The sequence below is a fragment of the Pseudonocardia lutea genome (assembly GCF_042658055.1).
In the GTDB taxonomy this organism is placed as follows: Bacteria; Actinomycetota; Actinomycetes; order Mycobacteriales; family Pseudonocardiaceae; genus Pseudonocardia; species Pseudonocardia lutea.
The window spans coordinates 69,493-92,150 of the sequence record NZ_JBHSQK010000001.1 but is presented as its reverse complement, the minus strand read 5'-3'; the positions used below and the strand labels follow the sequence as shown (position 1 = coordinate 92,150).

25 protein-coding genes and 1 pseudogene are annotated in these 22,658 nt (G+C 75.7%); 11 read left to right on the top strand and 15 right to left on the bottom strand.

What is annotated here, in order from left to right; genetic code table 11:
• The first annotated feature begins 120 nt into the window (after window positions 1-120).
• From ACFQH9_RS00455 to ACFQH9_RS00435, 5 genes are all read left to right on the top strand, one after another.
• On the top strand, window positions 121-612 hold the full coding sequence (locus ACFQH9_RS00455; RefSeq protein ID WP_379562915.1) for a MarR family winged helix-turn-helix transcriptional regulator: 492 nt from the start codon (window positions 121-123) through the stop codon (window positions 610-612).
• A 200-nt stretch (window positions 613-812) separates the two neighbouring features.
• Entirely contained in the window at window positions 813-2,777 is a 1,965-nt protein-coding gene (locus ACFQH9_RS00450; protein ID WP_379562913.1) for a serine/threonine-protein kinase, read from the top strand.
• Window positions 2,774-3,946 carry a heparan-alpha-glucosaminide N-acetyltransferase domain-containing protein gene (locus tag ACFQH9_RS00445; protein WP_379562911.1) on the top strand — a complete coding sequence of 391 codons (1,173 nt, stop codon included), beginning with the start codon at window positions 2,774-2,776 and terminating at the stop codon, window positions 3,944-3,946. Before ACFQH9_RS00450 ends, ACFQH9_RS00445 begins: the two co-directional genes overlap by 4 nt.
• Window positions 3,947-4,110: 164 nt before the next feature.
• Complete coding sequence (locus ACFQH9_RS00440) at window positions 4,111-4,749, top strand: DUF4232 domain-containing protein (RefSeq protein WP_379562909.1); 639 nt, start codon at window positions 4,111-4,113, stop codon at window positions 4,747-4,749.
• Window positions 4,750-4,850: 101 nt separating this feature from the next.
• A complete protein-coding gene (locus ACFQH9_RS00435) occupies window positions 4,851-4,985 on the top strand; it encodes a hypothetical protein (RefSeq protein ID WP_379562907.1) in 135 nt (44 codons plus the stop codon).
• Here the strand turns inward: ACFQH9_RS00435 and ACFQH9_RS00430 are convergent.
• On the bottom strand, window positions 4,975-5,202 hold the full coding sequence (locus tag ACFQH9_RS00430; protein WP_379562905.1) for a hypothetical protein: 228 nt from the start codon (window positions 5,200-5,202) through the stop codon (window positions 4,975-4,977). The two genes, ACFQH9_RS00435 and ACFQH9_RS00430, sit on opposite strands and share 11 nt — an antisense overlap.
• A gap of 151 nt (window positions 5,203-5,353) precedes the next feature.
• Entirely contained in the window at window positions 5,354-5,968 is a 615-nt protein-coding gene (locus ACFQH9_RS00425; protein WP_379562903.1) for a malonic semialdehyde reductase, read from the bottom strand.
• A 123-nt stretch (window positions 5,969-6,091) separates the two neighbouring features.
• Between ACFQH9_RS00425 and ACFQH9_RS00420 the strand changes: the two genes are divergently transcribed.
• Window positions 6,092-6,304 carry an antitoxin VbhA family protein gene (locus ACFQH9_RS00420; protein ID WP_379562901.1) on the top strand — a complete coding sequence of 71 codons (213 nt, stop codon included), beginning with the start codon at window positions 6,092-6,094 and terminating at the stop codon, window positions 6,302-6,304.
• On the top strand, window positions 6,301-6,876 hold the full coding sequence (locus tag ACFQH9_RS00415) for a Fic/DOC family protein (RefSeq protein ID WP_379562899.1): 576 nt from the start codon (window positions 6,301-6,303) through the stop codon (window positions 6,874-6,876). Before ACFQH9_RS00420 ends, ACFQH9_RS00415 begins: the two co-directional genes overlap by 4 nt.
• 42 nt (window positions 6,877-6,918) lie before the next feature.
• Here ACFQH9_RS00415 and ACFQH9_RS00410 read toward each other — a convergent pair whose 3' ends face one another.
• Window positions 6,919-7,923, bottom strand: coding sequence for a phosphotransferase (locus ACFQH9_RS00410; RefSeq protein WP_379562897.1), 1,005 nt, complete (start codon window positions 7,921-7,923; stop codon window positions 6,919-6,921).
• Between the two features lie 169 nt (window positions 7,924-8,092).
• Between ACFQH9_RS00410 and ACFQH9_RS00405 the strand changes: the two genes are divergently transcribed.
• Window positions 8,093-8,503 carry an HNH endonuclease gene (locus ACFQH9_RS00405; protein WP_379562895.1) on the top strand — a complete coding sequence of 137 codons (411 nt, stop codon included), beginning with the start codon at window positions 8,093-8,095 and terminating at the stop codon, window positions 8,501-8,503.
• Window positions 8,504-8,511: 8 nt separating this feature from the next.
• On the opposite strand, the gene ACFQH9_RS00400 is transcribed toward ACFQH9_RS00405, so the two are convergent.
• The 5 genes from ACFQH9_RS00400 to ACFQH9_RS00380 all read right to left on the bottom strand — a co-directional run bounded on the left by ACFQH9_RS00400 (window position 8,512) and on the right by ACFQH9_RS00380 (window position 12,576).
• On the bottom strand, window positions 8,512-9,378 hold the full coding sequence (locus ACFQH9_RS00400) for an endonuclease/exonuclease/phosphatase family protein (RefSeq protein ID WP_379562893.1): 867 nt from the start codon (window positions 9,376-9,378) through the stop codon (window positions 8,512-8,514).
• Window positions 9,379-9,463: 85 nt separating this feature from the next.
• Entirely contained in the window at window positions 9,464-10,069 is a 606-nt protein-coding gene (locus ACFQH9_RS00395) for a cadmium resistance transporter (RefSeq protein WP_379562891.1), read from the bottom strand.
• Window positions 10,070-10,100: 31 nt separating this feature from the next.
• Entirely contained in the window at window positions 10,101-11,123 is a 1,023-nt protein-coding gene (locus tag ACFQH9_RS00390) for a sensor domain-containing diguanylate cyclase (RefSeq protein ID WP_379562889.1), read from the bottom strand.
• Between the two features lie 125 nt (window positions 11,124-11,248).
• The gene (locus ACFQH9_RS00385; protein WP_379562887.1) at window positions 11,249-11,659 is read right to left on the bottom strand and encodes a VOC family protein; all 411 of its coding nucleotides are present in this window, start codon (window positions 11,657-11,659) and stop codon (window positions 11,249-11,251) included.
• 29 nt (window positions 11,660-11,688) lie between these two features.
• Window positions 11,689-12,576, bottom strand: coding sequence for an aldo/keto reductase family oxidoreductase (locus ACFQH9_RS00380; RefSeq protein WP_379562885.1), 888 nt, complete (start codon window positions 12,574-12,576; stop codon window positions 11,689-11,691).
• 149 nt (window positions 12,577-12,725) lie between these two features.
• On the opposite strand from ACFQH9_RS00380, the gene ACFQH9_RS00375 reads away from it, so the two are divergent.
• Together ACFQH9_RS00375 and ACFQH9_RS00370 are read left to right on the top strand one after the other, a co-directional pair.
• Window positions 12,726-13,595 (top strand): helix-turn-helix domain-containing protein, encoded by an 870-nt coding sequence (locus tag ACFQH9_RS00375; RefSeq protein ID WP_379562883.1) that lies wholly within the window; start codon window positions 12,726-12,728, stop codon window positions 13,593-13,595.
• A gap of 62 nt (window positions 13,596-13,657) precedes the next feature.
• Entirely contained in the window at window positions 13,658-14,110 is a 453-nt protein-coding gene (locus ACFQH9_RS00370) for a VOC family protein (protein WP_379562881.1), read from the top strand.
• A 366-nt stretch (window positions 14,111-14,476) separates the two neighbouring features.
• On the opposite strand, the gene ACFQH9_RS00365 is transcribed toward ACFQH9_RS00370, so the two are convergent.
• The 3 genes and pseudogenes from ACFQH9_RS00365 to ACFQH9_RS00355 all read right to left on the bottom strand — a co-directional run bounded on the left by ACFQH9_RS00365 (window position 14,477) and on the right by ACFQH9_RS00355 (window position 17,751).
• On the bottom strand, window positions 14,477-15,715 hold the full coding sequence (locus ACFQH9_RS00365; RefSeq protein WP_379562879.1) for an NHL repeat-containing protein: 1,239 nt from the start codon (window positions 15,713-15,715) through the stop codon (window positions 14,477-14,479).
• 311 nt (window positions 15,716-16,026) lie between these two features.
• Window positions 16,027-16,672 (bottom strand): annotated as a pseudogene (locus ACFQH9_RS00360) (DUF899 family protein); the annotation flags it as partial.
• A gap of 158 nt (window positions 16,673-16,830) precedes the next feature.
• On the bottom strand, window positions 16,831-17,751 hold the full coding sequence (locus ACFQH9_RS00355) for an LLM class F420-dependent oxidoreductase (protein WP_379562877.1): 921 nt from the start codon (window positions 17,749-17,751) through the stop codon (window positions 16,831-16,833).
• A 129-nt stretch (window positions 17,752-17,880) separates the two neighbouring features.
• Here ACFQH9_RS00355 and ACFQH9_RS00350 point away from each other — a divergent pair, with 129 nt between their 5' ends.
• Entirely contained in the window at window positions 17,881-18,255 is a 375-nt protein-coding gene (locus ACFQH9_RS00350) for a cupin domain-containing protein (protein ID WP_379562875.1), read from the top strand.
• A gap of 45 nt (window positions 18,256-18,300) precedes the next feature.
• Here the strand turns inward: ACFQH9_RS00350 and ACFQH9_RS00345 are convergent, their stop codons facing one another.
• From ACFQH9_RS00345 to ACFQH9_RS00330, 4 genes are all read right to left on the bottom strand, one after another.
• Window positions 18,301-18,537, bottom strand: a complete 237-nt coding sequence (locus ACFQH9_RS00345; protein ID WP_379562873.1) for a hypothetical protein — start codon at window positions 18,535-18,537, stop codon at window positions 18,301-18,303.
• Window positions 18,534-18,827: a WhiB family transcriptional regulator gene (locus ACFQH9_RS00340; protein WP_379562985.1), complete on the bottom strand. Its 294-nt coding sequence runs from the start codon at window positions 18,825-18,827 to the stop codon at window positions 18,534-18,536. The genes ACFQH9_RS00345 and ACFQH9_RS00340 overlap by 4 nt, the downstream gene beginning before the upstream one ends.
• Window positions 18,828-18,985: 158 nt before the next feature.
• Entirely contained in the window at window positions 18,986-21,742 is a 2,757-nt protein-coding gene (locus tag ACFQH9_RS00335; RefSeq protein ID WP_379562871.1) for a winged helix-turn-helix domain-containing protein, read from the bottom strand.
• A 126-nt stretch (window positions 21,743-21,868) separates the two neighbouring features.
• Window positions 21,869-22,639: an SGNH/GDSL hydrolase family protein gene (locus tag ACFQH9_RS00330; protein ID WP_379562869.1), complete on the bottom strand. Its 771-nt coding sequence runs from the start codon at window positions 22,637-22,639 to the stop codon at window positions 21,869-21,871.
• Window positions 22,640-22,658: the final 19 nt, after the last annotated feature.

Genomic DNA, 22,658 nt, shown 5'->3' with positions numbered 1-22,658 from the left:
CCGAGCCGGCACGCCACGCCGTGCGGCCGCGGTGGTATTGCGCGACGCATCATTGCGGGTCGCAATGCGGGTACGATCGATTCATGCCCGAACGACCGATTTTCGCGGAAGGGTGAACCCGTGACGACGACCACTGGTGCGGTCGCGCCCGAGGAGCCGGGACAGGACTCGCTGCACCGCCTCGAACACGAGATCACCGTGCTCATCCGCCGGACCATGGAGCCCGTCTGGTCCGGCGGCTACGGCGCGCACGAGGCCGTGGACCGCTACACGTACCCGGTGCTCGCGGCGCTGGACGAGAACGGCGCGCAGTCGCTCACGCTGCTCACCGCCCGGCTGGGGGTGAGCAAGCCGACGGCCAGCCGGCAGGTGTCGCGGCTCTCCCGGGCCGGGCTGGTGGACGTCCGGCCGGACGAGCGCGACTCGCGGTCCGTCGTCGTCTCGCTCACCGCGGAGGGCCTGGCCCAGCGCGAACTGGTCCGCGCGGCCCGGCTGCGCCCGTTGCAGGCGGTGCTCGAGGCCTGGCCGCAGGCGGACCGCCAGGCGCTGGGCACCCTGCTGGCCCGGTTCAACGAGGACCTCGACGCGTACCGGGAGCAGGGCGGGCGGTGAGCCGCCCGGCGCGGGCCGGGAGTCCCGTCCGGTTGCCGCCGGACGGCCGTGGCGCGGAAGGCGAACGGGCGACACGCTGTGCTCGGCGCGGCTCGCCACGGGGTACCCCCGTGATGCCATAGTGGGGGTGCCGGCACGTCCCGGTCGCGCTTCGTATCGCGCCCGGCGTCCGGGCGCTCCGACAGGGGGAGGAGGGGCCGGTGGACACGCTCGTCGCGCTGGTCGGGCAGCTGCTGTCCGTGCTGCGCGACACCGTGGCCCCGCAGGCGTGCCCGGGGGTCTGGGCCTGGGCGACGTCGGCGTTGGGCCTCGGCGTCGGGCTGCTGCCGGCCGTGGGGGCCCTCCTCGTCGCGCTGCTGCGCCGCCGGTTCGGCGCCGCGTACGGGGGCGGTCGGGGGCTGCTCCTGGCCGGCCTCGGCCTGCTGACCGCCGGACTGCTCCCGCTGCTGGTGTTCGTCGCCGCGGGGCGCGTGTTCGCGGCCTCGACCGGCCGGGGCGCGGTGCCGGGCCTCGGCACCGCCGCGGCCCGCTCGCTGCGGTCCGCCGAGTGCTTCGTCGGACCCCAGAACACCTATCTCGGCTCCGGCACCGTGGGCGACGCGTTCGACCCTTCCGACACCGCCCGGCTCGGTGTCGCCGTGCTGCTCCTCGGCATCGTGCCGCTGTTCACGGCGCTGTTCGTCGGGATCCAGGCCCGGCTGGCGCTGCGCCGCGGGCCCGCCTGGCCCGCCAAGTTCTTCTGGGGCCCCGCCCTCGCGCTGGCCGTGCTCACCGCGGGCGTGCCCGCGGGCACCGCCGAGCACCTGTGGGTCGGGGCCTGCCTGGGCGCCTTCGCCGGCGTGCTGCTGCTCGGCGCGGTCCCGCCGCCCTCGCGGGAGACGATCCGCCGCTCGCTCCAGCCTGCGGGCCCGGCACGGGCGAAGCGGCAGGCCGAGACCGGCGAGGAACGGCTCAACCGGCTCAAGGAGCGGATGCAGCCGATCGTGCAGCTGCCCTCGCCCGAGGAGCGCCGGCCGGCCCCCGCGGAGTCGCGGCCCCCGTACGCCGACTTCGACAGCAGCCGGCTGCCCGTCGCCCAGCCGCCCACGGCAGTGCCCCCGCCGCGCACCGGTGGTGCCGCGCCGTTGGCGGCCGCCCCGGGCGGGCTGCCGCCGATCCCCGGACGTCCGTCCACCGGCCCTGCCGCCTTCGGTCCGCCCGGCGGGCCCACCGGGCCGGGCGGCACGCTCGCCGCGCCCGGCCCGTTCCCCGCCGGCCCGGGGGTCGCACCGGTGGGTGCCGTCCCGCCCGGCGCGGTGCCGATGAACGGGCGGGCCCCGCGGTTCCGGTTGATCCAGCGGATCGGGGCCGGCGGCTTCGGCCGGGTGTGGCTGGCGCACGACGCCAAGATCGGCCGGACCGTCGCGCTCAAGTCCGCCCACGCACCCGACGGGGAGACCGAGGAGCGCATCCGCCGCGAGGCGGCCGCGCTGGCCGCGGTCCGGCACCCGCAGTGCGTGCAGATCCTCGACCTCGTGCACGCGCAGTCCGATCCGGGCCTGGCCCAGCTCGAGGGGCTGGTCATCGTCATGGAGTACGTCGAGGGCGTGCCGCTCTCGCGGCTGGTGCAGGAGCGCGGCCCGGTCGACGACGTCTCGGCCGCCCGGATCTGGAGCGGCGTCGCCGGGGCGCTCGACGCCGCCCACAAGCGCGGGGTGCTGCACCGCGACCTCAAGCCGGGCAACGTGATCGTCGACGGCGCCGGGTTCCCGCACCTGATCGACTTCGGCATCGCGCGCCGGACCGGCGACTCCACGCTGACCATGACCGGCTTCGTGCTGGGTACCCCGGACTACCTCGCCCCCGAGGTGGCCGCGGGCCAGAAGGCCACTCCGCGCTCGGACGTCTGGCAGCTCGCCGCCACCGTGTCCTTCGCGCTCACCGGCTACCCGCCGCGCGGTGGCCACGCCGACGCGATCTCCGGGCTGCGGGCGGCGGCCGTCGGGGCGAAGCTCACCCACCTGCCCCGCCGCACCGCGCACCTCCCGCTGCTCAAGCAGTCGCTGCGCAACGACCCCGACCGCCGGCCTGACCTGGCCAGCACGCAACGCTCCCTCGACGAGTGGCTGCGCCGGGCGGGTGTGCCGGTCTCCGGCCCGGTGGGAGCCGGCACCACCCGCCCGTGACGGATCCGGCGGGCGGTCCGGGCACCCGCCCCGCCCGGGACCGGATCGCCGGCGTCGACGCGGCGCGCGGGCTGGCGCTGATCGGCATGATGGCCACCCACGTCATGCCGCTGCACACCGCGACCGGGGAGACGGTCACAGGCGCGGTCGCCGCGGGCCGGGCGTCGGCCCTGTTCGCGTTGCTCCTCGGGGTGGGGATCGCCCTCGGCACGGGCGGGGGGCGTGGCCTCGGCCCGCCGGACGGCACGGGTCCGACGCCCTCCCGGCTGCACCTCGCCGCGGCGGCGGGCCTGGCCGTGCGTGCGCTGCTGGTGGCGTTGCTCGGGCTCGTGCTCGTGGAGCTCCGGCCGCCGGTCGCGGTGATCCTCGCCTACTACGGGCTGCTGATCCTGCTGGCGATCCCGCTGCTGCGGCTGCGGGCGGGCGTCCTCGCGGCGGGCGCGGTGGTCGCGTGCGGGGCCGCGCCCGTGTTCAGCGTGCTGCTCCGCGAGGACCTGCCGGCCGGCCCGGGTGCCCAGGTGGGTCTGTCCTCGCTGGGTGAGCCGGGTCCCGCCCTCGTCACCCTGCTCGTCACCGGCTACTACCCGGTCCTGACCTGGTCGACCTACCTGCTCGCGGGCCTGGCCGTCGGGCGGCTCGACCTGCGCCGGGCCCGGACGGCGTGGTGGCTGCTGGGCGGGGGCGCCGCCCTCGCGGTCGCCGCCACGGTCGCGTCCGCGCTGCTGCTGGCCGCGGGCGGCGCCGACGCGATCACCGCGGCATCGGGCGCCGACGCACTCCGCGTGCAGCGCTACGGCACCGTCCCGGTCGGCAGCTGGTGGTGGCTCGCCGCGGAGATCCCGCACTCCGGCACCCCGCTCGACCTCGCGCAGACCACCGGCGGCGCCCTCGCCGTCCTGGGAGCCGCGCTGCTGCTCGGCGGTCGGTTCCCCCGGGTCGTCGTCCCGCTCGCGGCCATGGGGGCGGTCCCGCTCACGCTCTACGCGCTGCACGTCGCCTCCCTGGCCGTCCTCGGGGGCACCGGCCCCAGGACGCTGCTGTCGCACGTGTCCTGGTGTCTCGCGATCGGGCTGGTCGCCCGGCACCTGCAGGTCCGCGGGCCGGCCGAGGCGGTGGTGTCCGCGGCCTCCCGTGCCGCTCGTCGCGTCGCGCTCCGGTCGGCGGGCTGAGCGCCCGAGGGGCCACCGGACGCCCTTCTCGAGGCGTTCGGCGCAGAAGGATCGTTCCTCGGCGCAACCCGGAGGTCGCGTCGCCCGTCTCCCTGGCAGGAGCCGACCCCTCCCGGCCGGCGCCCGCCGGGCGAGCGTCCCGGCGTCGGGGGAAGGGGGAGCACATGTCGATCACACGGTTCGCACGCCGCACGGTCACGCCCGGCATCGCCGCGGGGATCGCGGCCGTCGCCCTGCTGCTTGCCGGCTGTTCCGGCGGTACGGACGAGGTCGGGGACGGGACACCGGTCGCGGGCAGCACGCCGGCGCCGGCACCGGCGAGCGTTGCCCCGGCCACGAGCGCGGCCGCCGGGACGGGCGGCGGAGCGACCCCGGACCCGCCCAACTGCCCGACGGCCTCCCTGCGGATCAGCCTCGGCGAGGGTGACGCTGGCGCGGGCTCGACCTACCGACCGCTCGTCTTCACCAACACCGGCACGGCGGCCTGCCAGCTGCGCGGGTTCCCGGGCGTCTCGTACGTGGCGGGCGACGACGGGCACCAGGTCGGGGCCGCCGCGGCGATGTCGGGCGAGCGGGGCGGCGAGGTGCGCCTGGTCCCGGGTGGGTCGGCCGCGGCACGACTGCAGCTCGTGAACGTCCAGAACTTCGACGCCGCCACCTGCCGGCCCACGCCGGTGCGCGGCCTGCGCGTCTACCCGCCCGGGGACACGCGGTCGGCGTTCGTCCCGTTCGCGACGACCGGTTGCGCGGCGGAGCAGCTGCCGGGCGACCAGCTGAGCGTGCAGACGGTGACGGCGCAGTGAGTGAGCGGACCGTGTCGGGGTGACGGGGCCGCGGCCGCAGGGGGGAGACCCGGGAGGAGCGCCTCGCCGAGTTCCTCGAGGAGGACGACGCGGAGAACGACGTGCCCGTCGTCGGGCTGCGCGAGGGCGGCTGGCTGCGGGTGTCCGGTGGGGCCGTGACGCTGCACGGGTCGGCGCGGGTGTTCCGCCGCGGCGCACCGCCGGCCGAGTGCCGGACAGGGCCGCTCAGCCCGTGACCCGCACGTCCGGCCGGCCCACCGCGAGCCGCAGTCCGGCCTCGACCAGCGCCCAGCCCACGCGCCGGCGCAGGGCCGAGGGCCCTGCCGGGACGCGGGCGGGGACCCGACGCGCGAGGCGCCGGAGCCGGGCGACCTCGGCGGCGCGGCGCAGGTCCGCCTGCCGTTCCCGGACGAGGCCCTCGGCGACGATCGGGTGCAGGAGGGGGCCGGTCATACCCGGAGTTGGTACCCGCCCCGGCGCGCGGCGGCGATCGGTTTTCGCTGCGGGGCGAGGGCCTTTCACCGCAGCGTGCGGGCGGGAGGCACGACGCCCGGCCCGCGGGAGCGCAGGACCGGGCGTCGGGGTCGGGGAGCGGACGGGGTCGTCAGGCCCAGCGGACGACGTCGGCGTGGTCGAGGCGCGGCAGGCGCGGGTACCAGGCGTCGGGGCCGGGGTGGCCGAGGTTCACGACGAGCAGCGCCTTCTCGCGCCCGCCCGGGTAGAACTCCTCGGTCACGGCGTCGTGGTCGAACCCCGCCATCGGGCCGGTGGCCAGGCCGTGCGCGCGGGCGGCGAGCAGGAAGTAGCCGATCTGGAGGGTGGAGTTGAACCGCGCCATGTCCTCGCGGCCCTCGCGGCCGGAGGCCTCGAAGCCGTCCTTCATCTCGGCGCGCGCCGGGAAGGTCTGCGGCACGTACTCGTGGAAGTCGAGGTCCGCGGCCAGGATCGCCACCACCGGGGCCTTCTCGGACTTGGCCCGGTTGCCCTCGGCGAGCAGCGGCAGCAGCCGCCGCTTGCCCTCCTCGCTGCGCACGAACGTCACGCGCAGGGGCTGGGTGTTGGCGGCGGTCGGCGGCCACTTGGCCAGCTCCCAGATCGCGCGGAGGGTCGCGTCGGAGACCGGCTCGGGGGAGTAGGTGTTGGCCGTCCGGGCCTCGGTGAAGAGCGCTGCGCGGCCCGCGTCGTCGAGGACGGGGAGGGTCACGGGGCTGTCAGTCACTGTCGTCACGAAATAGTCAAACGCTCAACTCTCCGGGGTGTTCCGGCGCGGCTCCGTGGCCTCGATCACGGCGCCGCAACGGTCCGTCCGGGGGAGCGGGCGCGCTCGGGTACTCTCCCGGGCGTGCACGTGACCCGGGAGCCCGCCGCCGCGCTGTGCTGCCGCGACGCGGTGGCCGAGGCACTGGCCTCCGTCCGGGCCGAGGGCCTGGAGCCCAGCAGCACGGGGCTGTCGGTCTGCGAGGCGATCGCGCGCGGCGAGCTGGACCCCGAGCAGGCCGTCGCGCGGCTCACCGCGCACTACCGCGCGCCCGACGGGTCGCCCCGACCGGCTTGAGCTGGGACCCCTACCTCGATCTCCGCACGGGCGTCCTCCGCAACCGGCTCGGCCTGACCGATCCCGTCGCGCTCGCCGCCGCCGAGGCCGACTTCACCGCCGCCCGGCTCGCCGGCCTGGAGCTGCGGCCCGTGCCCGGCGGCTACGACCTGCCGCACCTGCAGGCCTTCCACTGGCACGTCTTCGGTGACGTCTACCCGTGGGCCGGACAGCTGCGCACCGTCGCGCTCGGCAAGGGCCGGCCCTTCTGCCCGCCGGACGAGCTCGAGGATCGGGCCGCCGCCCTCTTCGGCGACCTCGCCCGGGACGGGCACCTGCGGGGACGCGACCGCGCGGACTTCGTCGCCGGGCTGGCCGAACTCCTGGCCGGGATCAACGACCTGCACCCCTTCCGCGAGGGCAACGGGCGCACCCAGCGGGCCTTCCTCGGCCAGCTCGCCCGCGAGGCGGGCCGCCGGATCCGCTGGATCGCGCTCGACCCCGCGGAGAACGTCCGCGCGTCGGTCGCCGCGCACGAGGGCGATCTCGGCCCGATGCGGGCGATGCTCGACCGGCTGGTCGACGGGGACTGAGGTCCGCGGACGGGCCAGCAGGGCGGTGTGCCGAGGTGCCCCTCAGCCGGGCTCCCGCCGGGCGTCGTGGAGGGCGGCGGCGAAGCGCTCGATCGTGGCCAGGCAGACGTCGCGCGGCTGGAAGGTGCCGGCCGCCCAGGTCTGCAGCCAGGACCCGAGGCCGAACACCGGCGTCGCCCGGTACAGCCGCCAGGCGTCGGCGGGCCGACGACCGAGGGCGTCGAGATAGCCGGCCAGCAGCGCCCGTTCGTGCGCGCGCCGGTCGGCGACGGCGAGGCTGGAGATGAGGAAGTAGCCGACGTCGTGGACCCAGCTGCCGGAGCGGACCAGCTGCCAGTCGTAGAAGCCGACGGTGTTCCCGACGGTGTAGGTGTTGCCGGGGTGGGGGTCGCCGTGCAGCAGGGTCGGCGGTCCGGCGGCGGCGATCCGTGCCCACGCCCGGAACCCTCGTTCGATCTCCCCGGCGCCGACACCGAGGGGGTGCCCGGCGCGCCGCAGCGTCCGTAGGGCATGGACGAAGCCGACCCGGGCGACGGGCGCCCAGGCGGGACCGAGCCGCCACGGCCGCACGAACGGCGGCAGCGGAGCGTCCCAGAACGCCGCGTGCAGGCGGGCCAGCTCGTCCAGCCCGGCGGCGACCTGCTCGGCGCTCAGCGGCGCGAGCGCGCTGTTCGGACGACCACCGCGGAGCGTGACGTCCTCCATGACGACCACCGCGGCGAGCCGGCGACGGTCGGTCGCCGCGGCGAAGAACGCGGGGTGCTCCAGCGGCAGGGCCGGGCCGTGCCCGACGAGGTCCGCCTCCGCCTCGCGCGCGCCGAGCGCGGTCAGGGCCAGCCGGTGGAGCAGCCGGCCCTCGCGCTTGACGAACACCCGCGACGGCCCCGCAGAGCCCCGACGCGAGCCCCCGTACTCCAGCTCCACCACCGCCCGCGAGTTCGTCCCCTCGACGACGTCGACGACGCGGGCGCCCGTGACCGTCCGGCCCAGGGCGGCGCCCATCCAGGCCGGCGTCACCTCCGACCAGGTCCGCGGCACCGTCAGCACAGGGGGATCATGGCCCCCGAGGCCGCACGTGAGCTCGTCGCCCGCGTCACCGTGCCCGACTGCGCCGGGTCGACGGGCGAGAGCGTGTGCTGAACAGGGGCGGCGCTGTGCACGGGCGGCGCTGTGCACGGGCGGCGCGTCCAGCCCGTCCGGAGGACACTGGAGCGCGATGTCGTCGCCGTCCTCCCCGCATCCCCGGCCCGGCCGTGCCGAGCGGCTGCGCGCCGCCCCGGCCCGCGACGGCGACGCCTGTGTCTGGTGCGGGCGCCGGTGCGTCGGGCTCGTCGCGCCCACGACCGACCACCTGGTGCCCAAGGTCAAGGGCGGGCCGTCGTGGGTGGAGAACGAGGTGGTCGCGTGCCGCCGCTGCAACGCCGCGCGGGGGCACCGCAGCCCGGCCGAGTGGTTCGCCGAGTGCGAGCGGCGCGGCTGGGAGCCGAACCTCACCGCCGTGCTCGGTGCGCTGCGCGAGCTGGACGCGGCGATCGCCGTGCGCGGCGGGCAGCGACGGGCCCGCCCCTACCTCGCGGCGCAGCTGCGCCGGCTGGCCCGCGCCGAGGAGCAGCGCCGGGCCTCCTGAGCCCGATCTCACCCGGTGAAGCCGTCGGCGAAGGCCCCGGGCGGCCGGTCCGGCAGCGCGAGGTCGACCGCCAGGCCGAGATGGTCGCTCGGCGGGGTGCCGCCGGGCCCGCCGGCGGTGAAGGCGAGCTCACAGGCCTCGACCCACAGGGTGGGGCCGTGGCTCGTGCCGCGGACCAGCACGTAGTCGATCCGCCGGGGGCGCACCAGCGGCATGTCCCCGGCCGCCACCAGCGGGTTCTCCGGCGTGAAGGTGTGCCCGGGCTCGCCGGGGTGTGCGGTCTCCCAGGCGTCGTGGTAGCTCACGCTCACGCCCTCCAGCGACTGGCGGCCGGTGAGGAACCGGATGCTGGCGGCGTCGGGCGACGCGTCGAGGTCCCCGAGCAGCACCGCGTGCGCCGGCCGTTCCGCCACCAGCCGTTCCACCAGCTGCGCGGTCGCCACCGCCTGCAGCTCGCGTTCGCGTTCGAAGCCGAGCTGGTAGCAGGGCTTGTGGTGGGCGAGGACCAGTGGGCCGAGACCGGGCACGGCGAGCTCGGCGACCACCGCACCGCCCCACCGGAACTCCCGGGCGCGCGGGGTGACGTCGAGGTCCAGCCGGTGCACCCGGGCGAACGGCCATCGGCTCCCGAGCACGGCCGTGCTGCCGTCCTCGGCGACGGCGGGGTGCGGCGCCAGGTGGTACGCCGGACCCAGCAGCTCGGCGGCCTCGTCGAGCTCTGCGGTGCGCACGACCTCCTGCAGCGCGACGACGTCGGGGGCCAGCCGCCGCAGCTCCGCGCGGATCGCCCCGCGGCGGCGCCTGCCGCCGGCGTACTGCGGGGAGAGGGCGTTCAGCGTGACGACCCGGATCCGGGCGGTGCGTGACGAGCTCATCGGCGACCATGCTGCCCCGACCATGCCGCCCCGACCGTGCCGCCCCGACCGGCCTTTCCCGGCGGAACCCGATACCCGAGCCGGATCACCCGAGCCCGAGGGCCCCGCCCTCCACGAGGACCAGCACGCCGATCGCGATCAGTACCGCCGGCAGCACGACGTGACCCCACCGGGACAGCGTCCGGGCGACGAAGGGTCGCGTCGCGAGGAATCGCCCCGCCCCGCACCACACCCCGACGAGCAGCAGGAACACCGCCGTGTACGTGACGAAGCCCGTGCGGGTCGCGCCCGCCAGCACCGGGACGTAGACGCCGATGTTGTCCCCGCCGTTGGCCAGTGTCACGGCGGCGACCGCCAGGACGCCGACGCGCCCGCCGGGTTCCTCGGCGTCGCCGTCGTCGTCCCGCCGGTCCCGCCGTGCCTGCCACGCCTGCCACGCGGCGCGCAGCCCGAGCAGGATCGGCAGCAGCCCGAGGTACGGAACGACGCTCCCGGGCAGGAACCCGGCGCCGACCGCACCGAGCAGGGAGGCGACCAGGATCGCGCCGAACCCGAGGTACTGACCGAGCACGACCCGCCCGGCCGCACGGCCGTCCGGGGCCCGGCCGAAGAACAGGCCGAGGACCAGGAGGTCGTCGACGTTCGTCACGGCGAACATGACGGCGGCCTGTCGGATGGTCGCGAGCTGCACACCTCCAGGGTCGCGCGGCCCGGACGACGCCTCAGGACGGGGTGCGCGAGAGCCCGGCCCGCCGGCCTCGCTTCTGCTCGTACATCGCCTCGTCCGCGGCTTTCAAGGCGCCCGGGAAGCCCGCGACGATGGTGTACGGCGCGTGCCCGAACGACCCGGAGACGCCCGCGTCGGCCAAGGCCTTCTCGGCCCGCGCCACGAGCTCGGCGGCCTCCTCCGCGGAGGCGCCCACGGCGATGATCCCGAACTCGTCCCCGCCCAGCCGGGCCAGGACGTCGTCGCGCCGCACGACGGCGGCCAGCACGGCGGCGGCGCGGCGGAGGTAGGCGTCCCCGGCGTCGTGCCCCTGCACGTCGTTGACCGTCTTGAGGTCGTCGAGATCGAGCACGACCACGTTCGCGACGTCGCCGAACCGGCGGAACCGTTCCTCCTCCTGTGCGACGAACCGGTCCCAGCCGCGGCGGTTGAGCAGGCCGGTCAGCGCGTCGGTCTCCGCCTCGCGGCGCGCGCGCTCGAGCTCGCGGGAGGCGGCGGTGGCGGACAGGTCGGCGTCCAGCACGGCCGAGAGCAGGCCGGAGAGCAGGTCGAGCAGCGGTAGCTGGTCGCGCAGCGCGTCGGGCTGCGGAGAGGGGTCGTAGCCGCAGACCGTGCCGAACAGGCGGCCGTCTCCGCTGACGATCGGGGTGCCCACGTAGGCGTTGACCTCGACCGGCGCCGCGGCGGCCATCGCGGCGTACTGCGGCACCTCACGCACGTCGGGCGCGATCCGCGGGGTCGTGCCCTCGATCATCGTGTGGCACATGGACCGGGTGAACGGCATGCTCACGCCGGCGGGCAGGTCGTAGGCATCGCCCTCGACCCTCAGCAGGAGCTGATGGTCGTCGACCACGCGGGTCACCGCCCACGCCCCGAGCGGGACGGCGCGCCGCAGGTACTCGAGCACCCGCCGGCACGCCACGTCGAAGCTGCGGGTCGGGAGCAGGGCGTCGGCCACCCGGGGCCCCGGTGCCGTGAGCGCCGCGCCGGTGGCCGCGGCTTCCGTCGAGCCGGACATCGGCGGGAGAGTAGCCCAGACGGGGTGGGCCACACCTCTGCCGTGGCACCAACGGGCGGACATCCGGCGGACAACGGAGGACGATGGAGCCCGGCCCCGGGGTCGGGGCCGGGCGGGTCCGGCGCTCAGCCGCTCGCGGGCACCTCGACCACGGCGATGTGGTTGCCGTCCGGGTCGCGCAGCATGAACAGCTTCGGCGCCCCGGGCGTGCTGTCGTCCGGAGCCGGGTCCAGGTCGACCCCGCCGATCGCGGTCAACCGGGCGTGCTCCGCCGCGACGTCCGGGGTCTCCACGCCGATCGAGCTGCCCCCGGGCTGGTCGTACATGGGCGGGTTGAGGGCGAGCCGGGCCGTGGAGCCGCGCGGGGCGACCTCGAGCCAGCGGTGCTCGCCGTTCGGCCCGAAACGGGTGTCGCTGCGGACCTCGAAGTCGAGGACCGTCGTGTACCACTCCTTGGCGGCGTCCTGGTCGGCGACGGTGAACATGGCCACGCCGATGTTCGTGACGGTGGTGCGGGACCTGGTGTCGTTGCTCATGCCCCTACGACTCCGCCGCCGCGCGGAACTCACCGGTGCGCGGCGGATTCCTCCCGTCCGATCGCGTCGAGCTCCGCCAGGGCGTCCGCGGGCAGCTCCAGGCCTGCGGCGGCGACGTTCTCGCGCAGGTGGGCGACGGAGGAGGTCCCGGGGATGAGGAGGATGTTCGGCGAGCGCTGCAGCAGCCAGGCGAGCGCGACGGCCAGCGGGGTGGCGTCCAGCCGGTCGGCCACGGCGCGCAGGGCGCCGGACTGCAGCGGGGAGAAGCCGCCGAGCGGGAAGTACGGCACGAAGGCGACACCCTGGCCCGCGGTGAGGTCGACGAGCGCGTCGTCGGCGCGGCGCGCGACGTTGTAGAGGTTCTGCACGCACGCGACGGGCGCGATCGCCTGCGCCTCGGCCAGCTGCTCGGCGGTCACCGTGCTCAGCCCGAGGTGCCGGATCAGCCCCTGCTGCCGCAGCTCGGCGAGCGCCCCGAACTGCTCGGCGATCGACCCGGGCTCCGGCGCCTCGACGCCGCCCACCCGCAGGTTGACGACGTCGAGCCCGTCCAGGCCGAGCCGGCGCAGGTTGTCGTGGACCTGCTCGCGCAGCTCGGCGGGGGTACGGGCCGGGGGCCAGCCACCCTGCTCGTCGCGGCGGGCGCCGACCTTCGTGACGAGGTGCAGGTCTTCGGGGTACGGCGCCAGCGCCTCGCGGATCAGCTCGTTGGTGACGTGCGGCCCGTAGAAGTCGGCGGTGTCGATGTGGGTGATGCCGAGGTCGACCGCGGCGCGCAGCACGGCGATCGCCTCGGCGCGGTCCTTCGGCGGCCCGAACACGCCCGGGCCGGCGAGCTGCATCGCGCCGTAGCCGACGCGGGTGAGGTCGAGGTCGCCGACCCGGTAGGTGCCTCCGGGCAGGGTGTTCGATGCCATGACGTCCTTCCCGCCCACCGGCCTCCCCGGCGGGCGGTCTCCACCGTGCGCCGCCCGCGCCGGGGCCGGGAACGCCCCGGTGATCCTGGGAGTGGCGGGACCAGGCTGGAGCCGACCTGCCCGCGCCCGCCCGGGCGTACGGTGATCGCGTGGCCCGATCGACCGCGCTGGGGGAGTACCTGCGGGCACGCCGCGAGCTCACCGATCCCGCCGACGCGGGGCTGCAGGTCTCGGGCGTGCGCCGCACCCCCGGGCTGCGCCGCGAGGAGGTCGCGATGCTCGCCGGCATCAGCGCCGACTACTACCTGCGGCTGGAGCAGGGGCGGGACCGCAACCCGTCGTCACAGGTCCTGGAGGCGCTCGCCCGCGTGTTCGGGCTCGACGCCACCGCCACCCGGTACCTGCTGAGCCTCCCCGGGGCACGCCCGGTACGGCGGGCCCGGCCGCGGCGCGAGGTCGTGCCCACCGGCATCCGGCAGCTGCTCGACGCGCTGAACCTGCCGGCGTTCGTCGAGAGCCGGATGTTCGACGTCCTGGCCGCCAACCGGCTCGCGACCGCGCTGTCGCCGACGATCCGGCCGGGGGAGAACCGGCTGCGGTCGGTCTTCCTCGACGAGACCGAACGGGACCTGCTGCCGGACTGGGAGCACGCGATCGGCGGGATGGTCGCCGCGTTCCGCGCCTCGATCGGGACGGAGGTCGACGACCCTCGAGCGGTCCGGCTCGTGGGGGAGCTGTCCCTGGCCAGCGAGCCGTTCCGCCGGCTGTGGGCGCGGCACGACGTCACCGCCCTGGCCGGGGGTCCGGTCCGGATGCTGCACCCCCAGGTCGGGATGCTGGAGCTGCGCCGCGAGAAGCTGCCGATCGGGAACTCGGGCGGGCAGCTGCTCGTGATCCACCACGCCGAGCCGGGCTCGGAGACCGCCCGCTCGCTGGCTCTGCTCGGGTCGCTGGCCGCGACCGAGGCGGCCGACGCCACCGATCCGGCGGCCGAGGAACGGACGGAGGGGCGGGGCTGAGCCGAGCGGTGGCCCGGACCGGCGTCCGCTGGCACGATCCGTCGCGACGCGAGGAGGGTGCCGTGATCACCGGTCTGCACACGATCGTCTACGCGGAGGACGCCGAGCGGGCGCGCGCCTTCCTGCGCGACATCCTCGGGCTGGCCTTCGTCGACGCCCACGACGGCTGGCTGATCTTCGCCGCGCCGCCGGCCGAGATCGCCGTCCACCCGACGGGCCCGGCCGACAGCGGGCGCCACGAGCTCTACCTGATGTGCGACGACGTCGAACGCACGGTCGCCGAGCTCACCGCCAAGGGCGTCGAGTTCACCGGACCGGTCGAGGACCAGGGTTGGGGGCTGCTGACCCGACTGCACATCCCGGGAGGCGGCGAGCTCGGCCTCTACGAGCCGCGGCACGCCAGCCCGATCAGCGGGCCCGCCCCGCGGCCGCGCGGCCCGGTCCGTCACGACCGGGAGACCGGCGAGCTGCTGCCCGAGCTGCGCGACGACGAGCGGGTTACTGACGGCTCCTGACGGAGGGCTGTCATAACGATAGATGCCCTGGTGGAGGCGGAGGTGGTGGTGGTGACCTCCGAAGGCGTGCGCAACGGCGGTGTCAGCAGAGCCGGGCCTCAGGCAGGAGGTTCGGGCGCGGGCCCATGCCGAGGCGGTAAGGGCTCATGCCGTTCGGACGTCTGAATCTGCACAGGCTGCGCGCACTCAGTGGGCGGAGCATCTCGACGTACGGGCAGGTGGGGCGACACCCCTGGAAAGGCGGCAACTGTCATAACGTAGATTATCGGCTTAGGAGGCTCGGGAGCTGCCGCCGAGTCCGCGAGCTCCACGCCGCGTCCACGCCCCGAGCGCGAGCTCGCCTGCCACACCGGCACACCGGCCCGGTCAGTGCACGTGCCCGGTCCCTGCGGCGGCCGGGAGGCCTTTGTCCCACGATCCCGAGGTGGCCGCCGTGTACTCCAACTGCGCGACGGTGGAGGAGTTCCATTCGGACACCAGCACCGTCTTCGTCAACGGAAGGACGCGATGCGCCTTCGCAGTCTGCGTGGGCAGTGCCACGAACTCCTCGTTGACGACGGCGGTCACGTCGTCGTTGAAGGTGACGTGGATCAGCGCGTCGGGGGAATTGACGTTCAACAGCGACGTCGACAACAACCACAGTGCGGGAGGCCCGTCCGGAGTGGTGGCGTCGGCGAGGTGGAGCAGCGCCGCTCCCCGGCCGAGGTGCGACGACAACCGGAACCAGACCGGGCGCCCGTCCGCCCGGATGCGCCCGAACGCGCCGGTGCTCGCCGTGTCGCTGCCGGCCAGGGTCACCCAGACCCCTTCGAGCCTGCCTTCACAGCGCACCAGGCCGACCGGGTTCTGCCCGACCTCGGGCGGGACGGGGATCTGTCGGGTCCGGCCGCTCGCCGGCTCGATCTGCATGATCGAGCTCGACGCGTCCTGGCTGGCGTAGATCAGTCCCGAGGCCGGCTCCTGCGCCTCGAAGACCGGCTGGGGCAGGCACTCGTACAGCGTGCGGTCGGCGGGGTCGGTGTGGTTGACGGCGAGGACGTAGAACTTGCCCGTCTGTGGTGAGGGGTACTTCAGCCCCGCCCACACGTGGTCGCCGATCTCGTTGACCTGGTGCGGTCCGAAGCCCGGGGCGGGAACGTCGATGGAGCGGACGACCGTGGGTTCCTTCCCGACGTCGTCGACCTGTGGGTCGAGGAGGAGGATCTTGTTGTCGCGCTGCAGGGTCGCCCAGACCAGCCCCGGGTAGGCGCGGGAGGGCGCCAGACCGTGCAGCTCGGACGTCGGGGAACCGACGGTGAAGGCCCGCTCGTCCGTGACGCGCTCACTGTCGCGGTCCAGCCAGAGTTTGATCAGGGTGCTGTCGGACATCTGCGTGACGAGCGCCAGCCGGCTGCCGCCGATCCAGGCGATCTCGTGGGTCTGCGTGGCCTCGGGCAGCCGGTACTCGGTGAACGAACGCCGGACCGGCAGGGAGGACGGCGCCGCGTCCGCGGCGCCGGTGACCGCCACTGAGGTGGCCGCGGCGCCGACGGCGAGTCCACCGACCGCGAACAGGGCGTGGGTGCCGAGGGCTCGGCGGCTGAAGGCGTGCGGGGTCTCGGACACGACGGACACCTTCTCCGTGTCGATCGAGCGGGTGGCTCACGCCGGGCAGCGGGGATTCCTGCGGAGCAGGGCCACTGTACCAATTGGGCGTATTCGGGTGAAGCCGTTCCGCCCAGCTGTCGGCGCCGAACGCGAGGCGGCACGAGAGCTCGAGGGAGTCCCCGTGCGCGTTCTGGCTGTGAACCACGTCAGCCTCGACGGCGTCCTGCAAGGGCCGGGCAGACCGGACGAGGACACCCGTGACGGGTTCCGGCACGGCGGTTGGGCCCGGCACGCCAACGAGCCGACGTTGGCCGCCGCCCTGGCCGAGTGGGCCAGCCCTCGGGCGTGTCCTCCCAGGCCTCGCCGCGGCCGTAGGGCGTCATGTCGAGCAGGCCCAGGGACGCGTTGACCTGCTCGTTGCCGCGGCCCGTCGTGGAGTACGTGAGGAACGTGCGGTCCCCGTCGCGCAGGTAGCTGGTGAGGAAGCCCATGTCACCGCCGGCGGGCCCTGCCACGCCGCGCACCGAGTACCAGGGCTCGGTGTAGCCCATGAACGCGACGTAGGCGGCCACCTCGTCCCAGCGGCCCGTGGTCAGCACGGCGTACGAGACGCCGCGGGCGTTGAGGTACACCGCGTCCTTGATGTGCCACGCGGTGGTGGTGCAGCCCTCGCACTGCCCCTGGTGCGGCGCGCCGTCCCACCACATGTGCTTGTAGACCACGAGCTCGTCGCGCCCCTGGAACAGGTCCAGGAACGGCACCGGGCCGTCGGGGCCGACCACCTCGACCGTGCCGTCGAACTCCACCATCGGCAGCCGGCAGCCGGCGGCGGGCCGCGGCGAGGGCGTCGCCGGCGCGGGTGTGGGCCTTCTCGCGGACCAGGAGCTCGCCCCGCGCGGCCTGCCAGGTCTCCAGGTCAACGACGGGCGGGCGACCGGGCAGCGCGGTGGTCGGGTCACTCGGCGTGGTCGTCATGCGGTCCTCCGTGGGTCGTCGTGCCGGCGGCGTCGTCCGACGCCCTGCGACACCAGGACGGACCCGCGTCCCGGCCGGAACTCATCGCGGCCGCCGATCCCCCGTGTCCGGACCTGCCGCCCGTCCGACGGCCCACCGAGCCGGTCGTGGTGCGCCCGTCAGCCGCGGGACGCGGCGGCCGGTCCTCCTGGCGTGCGGCCGCGGACTGCTCGGGCGACCGGCAGCCAGCGGTCGGCCAGACCCTCCACCCACTCGGCGGCGCGTCCCGGGTCGGCGGGCGGACCGTCGACGATCACCACCTCGTCCACCCCGAGGTCGGCGAGTATCTCCAGGTCACCGACCTGCGGGTCGCGCAGGGCGACGGCGAGCCGGAGCCCGGCGATGTCGCGCCCCGCCTCCCGGCACCGCGCCTCCAGGAACCCGACCCGTTCGGCGACGTCCGCGACGCCGTCGAGGTTGAAGCCGTACCACCCGTCGCCGTGCGCGGCCACGCGGCGCAGCGCCGAGTCGCTGTTGCCGCCGAAGACGATCGGGATCGTCCTCGACCGAACCGGCTTGGGGTTGACCCGGACCGAGTCGAAGCGGACGAACTCGCCGGTGAACGAGGCGACGTCCTCCCGCCACACCGTGCGCATCGCGGCGACGTACTCCTCGGTCCGCGCCGCCCGCCGCGCGAACGGCACTCCCAGCGCCTCGAACTCCTCGCGCGACCAGCCGACACCGACGCCGAGGGTGAGCCGGCCACCGGACAGCGAGTCGAGTGTCGCCGCCTGCTTGGCCACCAGAACGGGATTGTGTTCCGGCAGCAGCAGCACGCCCGTCCCGATCCCGATCGTCGTGGTCGCCGCGGCGACGAAACTGAGGCCCACCAGGGGATCAATCCAGTCGGCCGTGGCCGGCACGGCGATCCGCCCGTCGGCCGAGTACGGATAGCGCGAGGACGCGCTGTCGACCATGACGACGTGCTCGCCCGACCACAGCGTGGCGAAGCCGCCGGACTCGGCCGCGGCCGCGACCGCGTCGATCACGGGCCGCTGGGCGCCGGCCCCGATACCCAGAGCGTGCAGACCGACCTGCATGCGGTGAGCGTCCCACACCGCCGGCGCCGGGCCACGTTCCTCGGGCGTTATCCTGGATCTCCCTCGAGTCCGGCCCGACGCGATGGTGCACCCGCATCGCCCGGGTCCCCCAGGACGGGTGACGAACACATGTCCGATGCCGTGCGCGTGGTGCACGACGTCCAGTCCCTGATGACCGACGGCCCCACGCCCCCGGCCGGGGTCACCTGGCGGCTGAGCGAGCCGGGCCGACAGCTCGACGCCAACGTCCTCACCCTCTCCCCCGGCCGGACGATCGACACCCACACCGAGCCCGACCTCGACGTCCTGCTGGTCGTCGTGGCCGGGACCGGACGCGTGGAATCCGCCGGCGACGCGGTGGCGCTCACCGCAGGGAAGGTGCTGTGGCTGCCGCGGGGATCCACGCGCAGGCTGGTCGCCGGGGCGCGGGGGCTGTCCTACCTCACCGTGCACCGCCGCCGGCCGGGCATGCAGATCCGGTCCGGCCCACCGCCGACCCCCTGACGGCGGCGACCGGAGCCGGCCGGGCCGGGACATCCGGCCCATTCCTCAGCCCGCCGGCGGCGGCTCCAGCTGCCGAACAGAGAGCAGCGGCACCCCGAGATCACGGATCCTGGCGAGCGCGCCGTGCAGCGCGGCCTGGTCGGCCAGCGGCCCGGTGAGCACGGTCTGCCCCGCGGGCCCTGCGGTGGCCACCAGGCCACCGAGCCACTCCGACCAGTCCTCGTCCAGCACGGCGCCGACCCGGATCTCGTAGTACACCGGTTCCCGGGCCGGCCCGCTCATCCCGAGTCCGCCAACTCGGACCGCGGCGGGCGGCCGGGGCCGCGCTTGCGGGCGATCACCGTGCCGCGGTCGAGGATCTCGCCGCCCCACACCCCCCACGGTTCCCCCCGCCGCACGGCCCCGGCCAGGCAGTCGGCCCGGACCGGGCACGGCCGGCACAGCCCCTTCGCCCGTTCGAGGTCGACGGGCGACACGGCGAACCACAGGTCCGGGTCCGCCCCCTGGCACGGCAGCACGGGACCGGCCCGTACCGGGGCGGCGGCCGCACGCAGGCGGCGCCGGAGCGACACCGGGCGTTCGGTGGGGCGACGGTCGCCGGCGTGGACAGCATCGCCCACCTCCTTCCGTACCCCGGCGACGGTAGGCGGACCCGCCACCTCCTGGATCACGCGAAGGTGGGACCCGAGGTGGCATCTCCCCCACCACCACCACGGTGGGACAGGCGGCCTCAGGACAGCAGCCCGAGTGCGCGTGCCCGGGCGACCGCTTCCGTGCGGTTCGTGGCGGCGAGCTTGTCGAGCACGTGGGTGACGTGGCGTTTGACGGTGTCGACGGAGATGACCAGGTCCTCGGCGATGGCGCGGTTGGGTCGGCCGTCGGCCAGCAGGGACAGGATCTCCTTCTCCCGGGCGGTGAGCGGCTCGACCAGACCGGGCACGGTCACCGCTCCGCGCCGGGCCGCGGGCAGCAGCGAGCGGCCGCTCCGGTCGAACGCCGCGCTCAGGGCGGCCAGAAAGGCCTGCGGCACGTCCCGGGCGCCGTCGAGCCGCTCCAGGCGCCGACCGACGAGCAACTCGCGCAGCAGGGCGGCCAGCGCGGCGCCCTCGTCGACGAACACCCGCAGGTGCCGGTGCGGCGCGGCCAGGGCGAGGGCCTCGACCAGCAGCGCCGCCGCGTCCGCGGGTTCGCCGAGCTCGGCCTGGGCCAGCGCCTGGAGGATCCGGATCTCGACGACGCTGCCGGTGCGGTGCTGGGCCTCGGCCAGCCCGTGCCACCGTTCGAGCAGCCGGACGGCCTGCTGCGGCTGTCGGCGGACGAGGAGGCGGGCCAGCAGGAGGTACTCCGGTTCGCGCGGGTAGTGCGGTTCGTCGGCCGGGGCCGGGCCGCGGGCCCGCATCCAGTCCGCGACCTCGCCGATCCGCCCGCGGGCGAGCGCGATCCGGGCCCGCTGCACTCCCACCGACGCCGCGATCGGCGCGGCGACGCCGGGCCGGGCCGCGAGCCGTCCCGCCTCGTCCAGTGCCTCGGCCGCCCCGTCGTGCTCACCGCGGGCGTGCCGGACCCGGGCCGCGACGACCAGGGCGGTCACCTGCCAGCGGGGCCGCCCGAGGCGGCGGCACAGCTCGGCGGCGGTCTCGGCGTGGTCGGCCGCCGCGTCCAGCTCGTCGCGCAGGTAGGAGACCTGGGCCAGACGCGCGTGGGCGACGCCGGCATCCGGCTGGTGCGTGCGGTCGGCCGGCCGGGCCCACGTGTCGAGGGCGGTCCGGTAGATGCGCAGCGCGTCGTCGAGGCGGCCCTGCGTCATCCGCATCCAGCCGATCAGGGACAGCGTGCGGGCGGCGAAGAACGGGTCGGCACGGGTGGCCCACGGGTGCACGGCGAGCTCGTGCAGCAGCGGTTCGGCGGCGTCGGCCGCGCCGTCGAGCAGGAACCCCGCCGCGAGGTCGTAGCGGAGGAAGTGGTCGAGGTAGCCGTCGCCGCGGCCGACGAGGGCGAGTCCGTCGTGCGCGTGCCGGACCGCTGCCCCGCCCCTGCCGGTCCGCAGGGCGAGCTCGGCGTGGACCAGCGCGACGACGGCGGGCACCGGACCGAGCCCGGGTCCGGGCTCCGGCTCGGCGCCCGCGCCGGCCTCCGCGCGGGCGAGCAGCGGTTCGACCTCCTCCAGGTGCCCGCTGACCAGCGCCGCGAGGGCCTTCGTCGCGCACAGGTGGGGGCGCGCGCGGAGCAGCTCGTCCGGCAGCGCCGCGAGCCACCGGTGCAGGGTCGCCGCCTCGCGCCGGCGGAGCCGCGACTCGGCGTGCTCGCCGGCGAGGTCGGCGGCCCGCTCGTGGTCGCCGGCCGTCAGGAGGTGGTGCACCGCCTGGTCGGGGAGCCGGTGACGGGCGTACCAGTCCCCGGCGGCGCGGTGCAGCGCGGCCACGCGCTCGGGCTGTTCGCGGGCCAGCCGGGCGCGGAGCAGGTCGGCGAACAGATGGTGGTACCGCCACCACCGGCGCACGTCGTCGAGCGGGTGGAGGAACAGGTTGGCCTGCTCGACCTGCTCGAGCAGCTCCTGGCTGTCGTCCTGCCCGCGGACCGCGTCGCACAGCGGCCCCGACAGTCGCTCCAGCACCGAGGTCTCCAGCAGGAACTGCCGCACCGCCGCCGGCTGGCCGTCGAGCACCTCCTCGGTCAGGTAGTCCAGGACGAACCGGTTGCTGCCGGAGAACTCGGTGACGAAGCGCTCGACGTCCGGCCGCCGGGACAGCGACAGCGCGGCGAGCTGCAGCCCGGCCGCCCAGCCCTCGGTCCGGGCCGCGAGGGCCGCGGTGGCCTCCTGCGGCAACGAGCGGGCGGTGGCGGCGCCGAGGAGCGCACCGGACTCCGCGACGGTGAACCGCAGGTCCTCGGCGCGCAGCTCGGCCAGCCGGCCGCGGGCCCGCAGGCGGGCCAGCGGAAGGGGCGGGTCCGCCCGCGTCGCGACCACCAGCCGCAGCGTGTCCGGGAGGTGTTCGAGCAAGGAGGCCACGGAGGCGTGGACCGCTGCCGAGTCGACGACGTGGTAGTCGTCCAGCACCAGCACGACCTGCTCGGCGCTCGCGACGAGCTCGTTGACCAGTGCCGCCACGGCGGCGTGGTACGACGGCGTGGACAGCCCGCCCGAGCGTGCGTCGACGGCCGCGGCGGTGCCCGGCCGGTAGCGGTCGAGCGCGGCGGCGACGTGGCGCCAGAAGCGGACGGGGTCGTTGTCGGCGTCGTCCAGGGACAGCCACGCGACCGGCGTGCCGCAGCCTGCGGCCCACTCGGCGATCGCGCTCGACTTGCCGAACCCGGCCGGCGCCGACACCACCACGAGCTCCCGGGTCAGCGCGGCGGACAGCGCGGCGGACAGCCGGGGCCGGGCGACGAACCCCTCCCGCAGGGCCGGCACGCGGAGCTTGGTGGCCAGCAGCACGTCGCGGTCCGCAGCCGTGCTCGCGGTCCCGGGGCCACGAGATCCGGTCACCGGGACTGCACCATCATGAACCGTTCTCCTGGTCGCTCCCTCGTCGTGACCGTGCGCCGACCCCTCGGCCTTGTCAAGGGCCGCGCCGGAGAGGGCCTGCCCCTCCCCTCCCCTTCCTTGGGCGGATCAGGCGGGCACGTGTCCGACGGGCGGGGGTACCGGCACCCAGTCGACGTACTTGCCGGTGCGGCCGTCGCCGGAGGACCGGCCCCGCAGCCGCCGCCCGACCCAGGGCAGGACGTGCTCGCGGTAGTAGCGCAGCTCGGTCGGGAGCCGGCGGTTGCGCGGGGTGTCCAGGCGCGCCGAGTGGGCCGCCGCGCCCTCGCCGAGGGCCTCGAGCACCAGCGCCGCGACCCTCCGGTGCCCCTCCGCGTTCAGGTGGAGCCGGTCCGGCGACCAGTAGCCCGACCGGCGGATCTCGGCGTCGTGGAAGACGTCGACGAACTCGGTCCCGTACTCCTCCGCGAGGCGCGCCACCCGGGTCGTGAGGAGCTCGCCCCGGGCCCGCACGGCCCGGCCGAACGGCAGCTGGGACGACGGATCGGCCCCGCTGAGCAGGACGAGCCGAACACCGGCCTCGGCGCAGCGACGCACGGCCCGCTCGGTCAGGGCGGTGAGCCGGACGACGTCGGTGCGCGGGCGGAGCATGTCGTTGCCGCCGCCGTTGAGGGTCATCAGCGTGGGTGCGGGGTCGAGGGCCAGCGCGGCCTCGAGCTGCTCGGTGACGATGGGTTCGAGCAGCCGCCCCCGGATCGCGAGGTTGGCGTAGTGCACCCCGCCGGCGCGGGTGGCGGCCAGGCCCGCCGCGACCCGGTCGGCCCAGCCGCGGGTCGACCCGTCGGGCTGCTCGTCGCCGACACCCTCCGTGAAGCTGTCTCCGATCGCTACGTACCGCACCCCGCCATTGTCCGTGGCG

What these genes read in the sequence shown, in the direction of transcription:
- ACFQH9_RS00380 (WP_379562885.1), bottom strand. Translation starts at nt 12,576, where the DNA reads ATGGCATCGAACACCCTGCCCGGAGGCACCTACCGGGTCGGCGACCTC.
- ACFQH9_RS00430 (WP_379562905.1), bottom strand. Translation starts at nt 5,202, where the DNA reads ATGACCGGCCCCCTCCTGCACCCGATCGTCGCCGAGGGCCTCGTCCGG.
- ACFQH9_RS00405 (WP_379562895.1), top strand. Translation starts at nt 8,093, where the DNA reads ATGTCGTCGCCGTCCTCCCCGCATCCCCGGCCCGGCCGTGCCGAGCGG.
- ACFQH9_RS00390 (WP_379562889.1), bottom strand. Translation starts at nt 11,123, where the DNA reads ATGTCCGGCTCGACGGAAGCCGCGGCCACCGGCGCGGCGCTCACGGCA.
- ACFQH9_RS00345 (WP_379562873.1), bottom strand. Translation starts at nt 18,537, where the DNA reads ATGAGCGGGCCGGCCCGGGAACCGGTGTACTACGAGATCCGGGTCGGC.
- ACFQH9_RS00385 (WP_379562887.1), bottom strand. Translation starts at nt 11,659, where the DNA reads ATGAGCAACGACACCAGGTCCCGCACCACCGTCACGAACATCGGCGTG.
- ACFQH9_RS00350 (WP_379562875.1), top strand. Translation starts at nt 17,881, where the DNA reads ATGTCCGATGCCGTGCGCGTGGTGCACGACGTCCAGTCCCTGATGACC.
- ACFQH9_RS00440 (WP_379562909.1), top strand. Translation starts at nt 4,111, where the DNA reads ATGTCGATCACACGGTTCGCACGCCGCACGGTCACGCCCGGCATCGCC.
- ACFQH9_RS00355 (WP_379562877.1), bottom strand. Translation starts at nt 17,751, where the DNA reads ATGCAGGTCGGTCTGCACGCTCTGGGTATCGGGGCCGGCGCCCAGCGG.
- ACFQH9_RS00400 (WP_379562893.1), bottom strand. Translation starts at nt 9,378, where the DNA reads ATGAGCTCGTCACGCACCGCCCGGATCCGGGTCGTCACGCTGAACGCC.